The organism is Frankia sp. AgKG'84/4, from assembly GCF_023242965.2.
Lineage (GTDB): Bacteria > Actinomycetota > Actinomycetes > Frankiales > Frankiaceae > Frankia.
In genome coordinates this window covers 1-9,321 of sequence record NZ_JALKFU020000174.1, presented here as the reverse complement: position 1 = coordinate 9,321, position 9,321 = coordinate 1, and the positions used below count along the sequence as shown (strand labels likewise).

8 protein-coding genes are annotated in these 9,321 nt (G+C 72.2%); 2 read left to right on the top strand and 6 right to left on the bottom strand.

Annotated elements, in window-relative coordinates:
- The first annotated feature begins 67 nt into the window (after positions 1-67).
- On the top strand, positions 68-2,473 hold the full coding sequence (locus MXD58_RS12940; RefSeq protein WP_250609351.1) for an AAA family ATPase: 2,406 nt from the start codon (positions 68-70) through the stop codon (positions 2,471-2,473).
- A gap of 24 nt (positions 2,474-2,497) precedes the next feature.
- On the opposite strand, the gene MXD58_RS12935 is transcribed toward MXD58_RS12940, so the two are convergent.
- Complete coding sequence (locus MXD58_RS12935) at positions 2,498-3,799, bottom strand: MFS transporter (protein WP_248838321.1); 1,302 nt, start codon at positions 3,797-3,799, stop codon at positions 2,498-2,500.
- Positions 3,800-4,026: 227 nt separating this feature from the next.
- Here MXD58_RS12935 and MXD58_RS12930 point away from each other — a divergent pair, with 227 nt between their 5' ends.
- The gene (locus MXD58_RS12930) at positions 4,027-4,506 is read left to right on the top strand and encodes a DUF222 domain-containing protein (protein ID WP_250609350.1); all 480 of its coding nucleotides are present in this window, start codon (positions 4,027-4,029) and stop codon (positions 4,504-4,506) included.
- Positions 4,507-4,580: 74 nt separating this feature from the next.
- Here MXD58_RS12930 and MXD58_RS12925 read toward each other — a convergent pair whose 3' ends face one another.
- From MXD58_RS12925 to MXD58_RS12905, 5 genes are all read right to left on the bottom strand, one after another.
- Positions 4,581-5,984, bottom strand: a complete 1,404-nt coding sequence (locus MXD58_RS12925) for an acyl-CoA carboxylase subunit beta (RefSeq protein ID WP_248838323.1) — start codon at positions 5,982-5,984, stop codon at positions 4,581-4,583.
- A gap of 258 nt (positions 5,985-6,242) precedes the next feature.
- Complete coding sequence (gene fabF / locus MXD58_RS12920; protein ID WP_248838324.1) at positions 6,243-7,469, bottom strand: beta-ketoacyl-ACP synthase II; 1,227 nt, start codon at positions 7,467-7,469, stop codon at positions 6,243-6,245.
- Entirely contained in the window at positions 7,466-7,711 is a 246-nt protein-coding gene (locus tag MXD58_RS12915; protein WP_248838325.1) for an acyl carrier protein, read from the bottom strand. The genes fabF and MXD58_RS12915 overlap by 4 nt, the downstream gene beginning before the upstream one ends.
- A 166-nt stretch (positions 7,712-7,877) precedes the next feature.
- A complete protein-coding gene (locus MXD58_RS12910) occupies positions 7,878-8,819 on the bottom strand; it encodes a beta-ketoacyl-ACP synthase III (protein WP_248838326.1) in 942 nt (313 codons plus the stop codon).
- The coding region (locus MXD58_RS12905) for an ACP S-malonyltransferase (RefSeq protein ID WP_374616043.1) at positions 8,816-9,321 on the bottom strand (506 nt) is incomplete at its 5' end. The genes MXD58_RS12905 and MXD58_RS12910, both read right to left, overlap by 4 nt.

Below are 9,321 nucleotides of genomic sequence, written 5' to 3'. Positions count from 1 at the left end.
CGGCCAAGCCGTTCGGCCACGGCGACGTCCACCGTGGCGGCGAACAGATCCTGCTTCCAGGATCGCCATGTCTGCGGAGACCGCCGCCGACCGGCCTCGGCGGCGGCCGCTGTCGGCGTGGGACCGGGTGAAGTTCCTTCTGCTGCTCGGCGCGGTCTTTCTCTTCGTCGTCGCCGCGGAGGTCTCCGGCGACCCGTTGATGACCTGGAGCGACGCGTTCCGCCTCGAGTCCCGCAAAAGCGCGTGGATACTGGTGCTGCTCGGCCTGGAGGTGGCGCGCCAGCTACACTTTTTCGTCGGTGAGCGATGGTCCGCCTACTACGTGTTCTGGACCGATCGGGTGTTCGGTCGGATGGAACGCCGGATGCTGCGGCTCAACGACTGGAACCGTTATCGGCTGAGTCGCACGGCGAAGTGGGTCGCGGGTCTGGCGCTCGCTCTGTTCGTGTATGCCCGGCTGTCCCACACCTCGGTGTTCGACGCCCTCGTCAACGTTCCCGGCGACCTCTGGAAGGCCATCCCGGTGGTCCTCCAGATCGTGCTGTTGATGGTGCTCGTCGTCGGCCAGTTCGTGGTGATGTTCTGGTTCCTTTCCAAGGGCGGCATCGACACGTACTTCCCCGAGGACATCGCCACCCGCTTCGCGGACGTCTGGGGTCAGGACCACGTCGTCAGCCGGGTCCAGGAGAACGTCTTCTATCTGGAACGGCCGGAGGAGATCGAGAGTCGGGGCGGCCACGTGCCGGGCGGCATCCTGCTGTGGGGGCCCCCGGGCACCGGCAAGACGCTGCTCGCCGAGGCGGTCGCCGGCGAGACCGGCAAACCATTCGTGTTCGTCGACCCGGGCGCGTTCTCGGCGATGTTCATGGGCGTCGGGATCCTCAAGGTGAAGTCGTTGTTCCGCAAGCTGCGCAAGCTGTCCCTGCGGTACGGCGGCGTGATCGTGTTCTTCGACGAGGCGGACACGCTCGGCAGCCGCGGGGCGCTCAACGGCGGGTTCGGTGGCGGTGCCGCCGCGGGGGCGCGGTCCTGGCTCACCCGCCAGAGCGCACCGGCGTCCCGGTCGGCCGCGGCAGGGGCCGGTGGCCTGGGCGGGCTCGGCCGGGCGTTCGGCGGCCTCGAGCCCGCGCTGGGCTGCAACGGCACGTCCTATCTCAGCGCCGCGGCCCGCGCGGAGATCGGCCGGGAACAGGCCCGCGAGCAGTTCGTCATGGGTGGCATGGGTGGTGGCGGTGGTGGGGGCGACGGCACCCTGCAGGCCCTGCTGACCGAGATGTCCGGCCTGAAGAAGCCCCGCGGCTTCCTCAACCGGGTGGTCCGCCGCGCGTTGGGGATGCGGCCCAAGCCGCCGCCGAAGTACCGGATCCTGGTGATGATGGCGACCAACATGCCGCAGTCGCTGGACGAGGCGTTGCTGCGGCCCGGGCGCATCGACCGGCAGTACAAGGTCGGCTATCCCAGCAAGGAAGGCCGCATCCGCACCTTCGAGGGCTACCTCGCGCGGGTGCGGCACGACCTGAGCGCGGAGCAGATCGACCGCCTCGCCGTGATGAGCCCGGAGGCGACCGGCGCGACCATCAAGGACACCGTGAACGAGGCGCTGGTGCAGGCCGTCAAGGACGGCCGCGAGGTCATCACCTGGCAGGACATCCTGCGCGCCCGGGTGATCAAGGAATACGGCCTGGCGGACGACCACGAGCACATCGACCGTGAGCGGCACAGCATCGCTCTGCACGAGGCGTGCCATGCCGTGGTCGCCTACCGGACGCAGCGCGGCCGGGTGATCGACCTCGCGACGATCGAGCGGCGTGGCGGCGTGGGCGGTTTCGTCGCGCACGTGGCGGTCGAGGACCGCATGTTCATGTGGAAGTCCGAGATCGAGGTCCAGGTCATGGTCTCGCTGGCGTCGCTGGTCGGGGAGCGGATGTTCTTCGAGGGCGACAACACGGTCGGCGTGGGGGGCGACCTGCGCACCGCGACGATCCTCATCGCGAACTACCTGTCGTCGGCGGCCATCGGCGACACGCTGTCGGCCCGCCTCGCCCTCGTCGAGCAGCAGATGGGCACCCTGTCGCTGGACGCCGACCGTCCCTTCGGCGAGCAGGTCGAAGCGCGGCTGCGGGAGCTCTACGAACGCACCGAGGGAGTGCTGAGCGCGAACCGCCGGGAGGTGCTGGCGCTCACCCATGCGCTGGAGACCCACAAGACGATCACCGGCGAGGATGTGGAGGCCATCATGGAGGGCACCAGTGGTCCCACCGTCGACGGCCGTCGTTATCACGATGCGGACTTCCTGCGGGTGGCCGAGAGCTACCACTCCGAGGCCGTCCGCGAACATCGCGGCCAGACGCACGATCTGCACAAACTGCCCGAACTTGGGCGGGCCGCGGCGAGCAGCAACGCGGCGGCGCCGAGACCACCCGGTGCCAGCCCGGCCAGCGCAGCCGCCGGCCAGGAAGCGGCCACGGGCTGATCGCCATGGCCTGACCCCGACCGGTCAGCCCGCCGCGCTGGCTTCCCGTCGGAGGGAGGCCAGCGCGTACAGCGCGGCGGCCAGGGCGGCGACGGCCGCCAGGAGCAGGCCGGCGCGGGCGCCGAAGGTCTGCGCGACCCACCCGGCGATCGGCCCGCCGAACGGGGTGGTGCCGAGGAAGGCGACCGACCACAGCGCCATCACCCTGCCCCGCATCGCCGGATCGGCGGTGAGCTGCACGGTGGCGTTGCCGGTGGAGATGAACGCGACGCTCGTGGCGCCGACCAGCACCAGGGCGGCCACCTCCACCGGCAGGGTGGGCGCCGCGGCGGCGAGCAGGAGCACGCCGCCGAAGATTCCCGCGATCACGCTGAGCGGCCGGACCCCGATGCGCCGCTGGCGGGCCACGGCCAGTCCGCCGACCACCGCGCCCGCGCCCATGGCCGCGGTGAGCAGGCTGTAGGTCGCCGCGGTGCCACCGAAGGTCTCGCGGGCCACCAGCGGCAGCACCACCTGGAACTCATAGGACAGCGCGCCGATGACCACCATCATGATCAGGGGAACGCGCAGCCCGGGCGTCCGCCAGGTGTAGCCGAGCCCGGCCCGTAGCTGGCCCGGCGCCCGGTGCACCGGGCGCCGGGCGTGCAGCGCGCAGACGTCCATCCGGTGAAGGGCGATCAGGACCGCGCCGAACGACGCCGCGTTGAACAGGAAGCATCCCGCTGTCCCGCTGACCAGGATGATCAGGCCCGCGAGCGCCGGGCCGATGATCCGCGCCGCGTTCATCGTCACCGAGTTCAACGTGATCGCGTTCGGGAGGTGGTCGGGGCCGACCATCTCCTGCACGAAGGTCTGGCGGGTGGGGTTGTCGACGGCGTTGCTCAGGCCGATGAGCGCGGCGGCCACGGCCACCATCCACAGCCGCGCCACGCCCGTCAGATCGAGCAGGCCGAGCCCGAGCGCGGCGAGCCCCGAGGAGGTCTGCGTGATCATCAGCAGATGCCGGCGGTTCATCCGGTCCGCGAGCAGGCCGCCGTACGGGCCGAACAGCAGCACCGGCAGGAACTGGGCCGCGGTGACCAGGCCGAGCGTGGTCCCCGAGGCGCCGAGCGAGAGAACGAGCCAGCCCAGGGCGATCGTCTGCATCCACGTGCCGCACAGCGAGACGATCTGACCGCCGAGGAACAGCCGGAAGTTGTGGATCCGCAACGCCGCGAACGTGCCGCCGGAGTGCGCCGGTGTGGTCGTGGTGGTCGTTGGTACCGCGTCGGGCGTCGCCGGGTCCGCCGCCCGTGGCCGTGTGGCCGTGTCCACCTGCAGGGTCATGCACCCACCTCCATCCGAGTAACACGGGGGGGCGGATCGTTATTTCGCATCAGATAAGTATCTCGGATCCTCCGATGGTGACGCGGTTGAGTGCCTGTTTGGATTTCCGTGGCCGGCGATCTATCATTCGAACACACGTTCGGAACGTGGGGTCGTGGTGAGGATCGGGTGGCCGCCGCCGTCGAGGTGCGGCCCGCGCTCCGTTCCGCGACGCACCGGTGCGGGAGGTGTTGGTGATCGTGATCGATGTCGAGTCGTTGCTGGCCGGGGTCGTCGCGCTCGACGCGCACGAGCTGGGCGATGTCGAGGTCGCGCAGTCGGTCGTCGAGCTGCGCCGTCTGGTCGATGCCACCGACGCGCTGTGGATCCGGCTGCTCGGCGAGTTCGACCGCCGCGAGCTCTGGGCGCCCGACGGGGCGCGCTCGGCCGCGGCGTGGCTGCGCCGGGAGTGCCGCCTGGTACACCCGACGACGGCGACGGCCCTGCTCGTGGCGCGCGCCGCCCGGGCGCTGCCCGCCTCCGGCGCGGCCTTCCGGGCCGGCACGATCAGTTTCGAGCACATGCGTGCGATCGCGCCCGCCGCCGAGCCGGCCCGGCGTGAGGTGGCGCTGCGGGCCGATCCGATCTTCGCCCGGGCGGCGCTCTGGATGAACCCGCGGCAGATGAGCAACGTCGTGCGCACCTGGCTGCAGCTGGCGGACGGTTGAGGCCGCCGGCCCGGCCCCAGGGTCAGTGGGGTCCGGGGACATCGGGGCGCGTGGTGCGCCTGCCGTGCCCGGCGCTACAGCGGGATGTTGCCGTGCACGTTCTTGTGCGGGCGGGCGTCGGCGAGCGCGTTGGCGAGGGCCGAGGCGATCGCGCCCCGGGTCGCGGCCGGAGTGACGACGGCGTCGACGACACCCAGCTCCACCGCGCGGTCGATGCCGCCCACCGTGCGGATGTGCTCCTCGGTCAGCTCGGCGAGCACGCTGGGCCGGCGCTGGGCCGGCACCTCCGCGAGCGTGCGCCGGTGCAGGATGCCGACGGCGGCCTCGGCGCCCATCACGGCGATCTGCGCCGTCGGCCACGCGTACACGGCGGTCGCGCCCAGCGACGTGGAGTTCATCGCGATGTACGCCCCGCCGTACGACTTCCTCGTCACCACGGTCACCCGCGGCACCGAGCACTCCGCGAAGGCGTAGAGCAGCTTCGCGCCGCGGCGGACGACGCCGTCGAGTTCCTGGCCGACGCCCGGCAGGTATCCCGGCGTGTCGACCAGCACGACCAGCGGTACGCCGAACGAGTCGCACATCCGCACGAAGCGCGCGGCCTTCTCGGCAGAGGTCGTGTCGAGGCAGCCGCCGCGGCGCAGCGGGTTGTTCGCGACGATGCCGACGGTCCGCCCGCCGAGCCGGCCCAGCGAGGTCACGATGTTCGGCGCCCACTTCGCGTGCAGCTCGATGCCGTCACCATCGAGCACCTGGTTGACCAGCGGGCGCACGTCGTAGGCGCGCCGCGGGTTCTCCGGCAGCAGCTCGGCGAGCTCGCGGCTGTCGACCTGGCCGACGTCGCGCTGGTCGGCCAGCAGCTGCGCGAGCGCGCGGGTGCGCTCCATGGCCTCGTCTTCGGAGCCGCACGTCACGTGCGCGACACCGCTGCGCGAGCCGTGGACCTCGGGGCCCCCGAGGCTCGTGGCGGTGCACTCCTCGCCGGTGACGGAACGCACGACGTCCGGACCGGTCACGAAGACCTTCGCGTCCGGGCCCATGATGACGATGTCGGTCAGCGCCGGGCCATAGGCCGCGCCGCCGGCCGCCGCGCCGAGCACCAGCGAGAGCTGCGGGATGCGGCCGGAGACCCGCACGGTCGCGGCGAAGATCCGGCCGACGCCGTCGAGGGACGCGACGCCCTCCTGCAGCCGCGCGCCGCCGGAGTGCCAGATGCCGACGACCGGGCAGCCCAGCCGCACGGCCGACTCGATCGCGTGGACGATGCGGGCGCAACCGTCGCGGCCCATCGCGCCGCCCTGTATGGTCGGATCGGTCGCGAAAGCGACGACCTCATTGCCGCCGACGAGCCCCTGGCCAGCGACGACTCCGGAAGAGTCGGCGGCGGCGAACAGGGACAGGCTGTCGGGGTCGAAGAACCTGGAAAGCCGAGCCTCGGGCGTGCGCGGGTCGACTCGGTCGAGCGTGGACAGACTCACCGTGCGTCTCCTTGCCTGAACGGCACCGGATCGGATCAGCGGGGGGTCGGCGTGCGACCCCCCAGGGGTACGCGCCGGTCTCCGTCGGGTTCGCGGTCCGGCGACCATGGGCACCCGTCGGTGGGACGGGTGCGGCCGTGTCGGCGGGGGGGCGGCCGGCGTCACGGCGATGTGTGGACAGGTGCTCGCCTGCTGAGCGGGTTGTCGGGCCTGGTGGCCCGGGGCCGTGCCGGGGGATCGGACCCACCCGGCACGGCGTCAGATCGTGAAGGCCAGACAGACGTCGTGGCCGCCGAACCCGAACGAGTTCGACAGGGCCGCGCCTGTGCCGATCTTCCGATTGTCGATGCTCACCACGTCGAGCGCGATCTCGTCGTCGAGCGCGTCGAGGTTGCGAGTCGCCGGGACGATGCGCTCGCGCAGCGCCAGGATGCTGGCGACAGCCTCGAGCGCGCCGGCCGCCCCGAGCAGGTGACCGGTCATCGACTTCGTGGCGGTCACCGCGACGGAGTCGATGTGGCTGCCGATCGCGGAGCGCAGTGCCACCGCCTCGGCCAGGTCGCCGCTCGGCGTCGAGGTGGCGTGCGCGTTGATGTGGATGACATCGGTCGGCGCCAGCTCGGCGGAGCGCAGCGCGGCTCGCACGGCCCGCGCGGCGCCGGCGCCGGCGGGGTCTGGTGCCGCGATGTGGTAGGCGTCCGAGCTGATCCCGGCGCCGGCGAGCACCCCGTGGACCCGTGCGCCCCGGGCAGCGGCGTGTTCCGCCGCCTCCAGGACCAGGATCGCCGCACCCTCACCGAGCACGAAACCATCCCGGGCCTTGTCGAACGGGCGGGATGCCGTCTGCGGCGTGTCGTTGCGGCGGGACAGCGCCTGCATCTGGGCGAAACCCGCGATCGGCAGCGCGGCGATCGCGGCCTCGGTGCCGCCGGCGATCACGACGTCGGCCCGGCCGGCCCGGATGATGTCCAGGCCGAGGGCGATCGCCTCCGAACCGGACGCGCAGGCGCTGACCGGAGCGTGCACGCCGGCCTTCGCGCCGAACGCCAGGCCGACGGTGCTGGCTGGCCCGTTCGGCATCAGCATGGGCACCACGTGCGGCGACACCCGCCGCGCGCCCTTCTCCCGCAGCACGTCGTGCTGGGAGAGAAGGGTGGTGACCCCGCCGATACCCGACGCCACGCAGGCCGCGAGACGTTCCTGGTCGACCTCCGGCGAGCCGGCGTCGGCCCATGCCTCCCGCGCGGCGACCAGAGCCATCTGCTGGCTCCGGTCGAGGGTCCGGGCCTCCACCCGGCCCAGCGGCGGCTCGACCGCGAGCGGCGCGGCGATGTGGACCGGGAGTTCCTGGATCCATTCCTCGGTGATCCGCCGGACGCCGGAGCGGCCGGCGAGCAGCCCCTCCCACGTGGAGGCGACATCGCCACCGAGGGGAGTGAGTGCCCCGAGGCCGGTGACGACGACCTGCCTAGGGGTCGTGGTCACGCGGCCACACCCGCCCGCTGGATGTACGACACCGCGTCGCCGACGGTCTTGAGGGACTTCACGTCGTCGTCCGGGATCTTGACGGTGAACTTCTCCTCGGCCGCCACCACGACCTCGACCATGGACAGCGAGTCCACGTCGAGGTCGTCGATGAAGGTCTTTTCGGGGGTGACGTCCGCGGGGTCGACACCGGCGACCTCTTCGAGAATGACGGCGAGACCGGCGAGGATGTCCTGGGACATTGTGTTACCTCCTGTGAGAGCTGAACTGGTGGGCGCTGGCGATCAGATGATCGCCGCGGGCGCCTGCCAGGATGGCGCTGATACCTGGGTCAGGGGAGTGACGGCCGTCGCCCGGCGAGCGGGCGACCGCGTCACGACGGCATGGTGGTCGCGTGCGGCGGCGTGGTCAGGGGCATCGCACGACCTGCCCGCAGAAGGTCAGTCCGGCGCCGAAGCCGAACAGCAGAACGGGGTCTCCCCGGCGGATCTCGCCGGTTTCGAGCAGGCGGGCGAATCCCAGCGGGATACTCGCGGCGGAGGTGTTGCCCGAGTCGATCACGTCGCGGGCGACGACGGCGTTCGTGGCGCCGATTCCCGTCGCGAGTGCCTCGACGATCCGCAGGTTGGCCTGGTGCGGGACAATACCCGCGAGCTCCTCCGGAGCCACGCCGGCGCGTGCACAGATCTGCCGCACGGTCGGTACGAGCGAGATCGCCCACCGGAAGACCGCCTGGCCCTCCATGCGGAACAGGTTGTCGCCGCCGCCGGGAACGCGGATGACGTCCGGCCGCGAGCCGTCGTGGCCCCACACCGCCGGGCCGATCTCGTCGGTCTCGGCGGGGCCCACCACGGTCGCGCCCGCTCCGTCGGCAAGCAGGATGCAGGTGGAGCGATCATCCCAGTCGGTGTAGTCCGACAGTCGCTCGGTGGCGACGACGAGGACGTGGCGCACGCCGCCCGCGCGGACCATGTCGGCGGCTGCGGACACCCCGTAGCTGAAGCCGGCGCAGCCGCCGTTGATGTCGAACGCGCCAGCGCGGCTGGCCCCCACCCGGTGGGCGATCTGCGGACCGGTGCCCGGGATCTGCGACGGCGCGGTGCAGGTGGCGCCGATGACCAGATCGACGGCGTCCGGAGTCAGGCCGGCGGCCGCGAGCGCCTTCTCGGCCGCTGCGGCGCCCATGGCAACCGTGGTCTCCTCGTCGTCGGCGATGCGCCGGGTCGCGATGCCGGTGCGGGACTGGATCCACGCATCCGAGGTGTCCACCCGCTGGGCGAGTTCGTCGTTGGTGACGACCCGGGCCGGGCGGTACACGCCAAGGCCGAGCAGCCGAGCTCCGCCTGTCACGCCCGCACCCCCACGAGAGGCTCGTCGTCCGTCGGCTGGCGTGGAGCTGGGCTGGCCGGCGAGACGCCCAGGTACTGCGTGCCGACATACTCGGCGACCAGCTCCCGCGCGGCCGGCAGGTCATCCGGGCTCTTGACCGCCAGGATCCGCACGCCGGGCAGCTCGCGCCGGGCGATCCCGGCGAGGGTGCCGGCCGGTGGAAGTTCGATGACCGCGCGCACCCCGAGCTCGCGCAGCGTCGCCAGGCACAGGTCCCACCGGACCGGCGCGGCGACCTGGGCGACGAGCCGAGAGAGGAGGTCCGAGGGTGCGGTGACCTGTGCCCCGTCGGCGTTGGAGAGCGTGGTGACCAGCGGCGCGGACGGTCGGATGCCGCCCGCGACGGCGGCGAGCGCGCTGCGGGCGGGAGCCATGTGCTGGGTATGGAAGGCGCCGGCGACCGACAGCGGGCGCAGCCGGACACCCGCGGGCGGTTCCGCCGCCAGCCGGGCGAGGTCCGCCG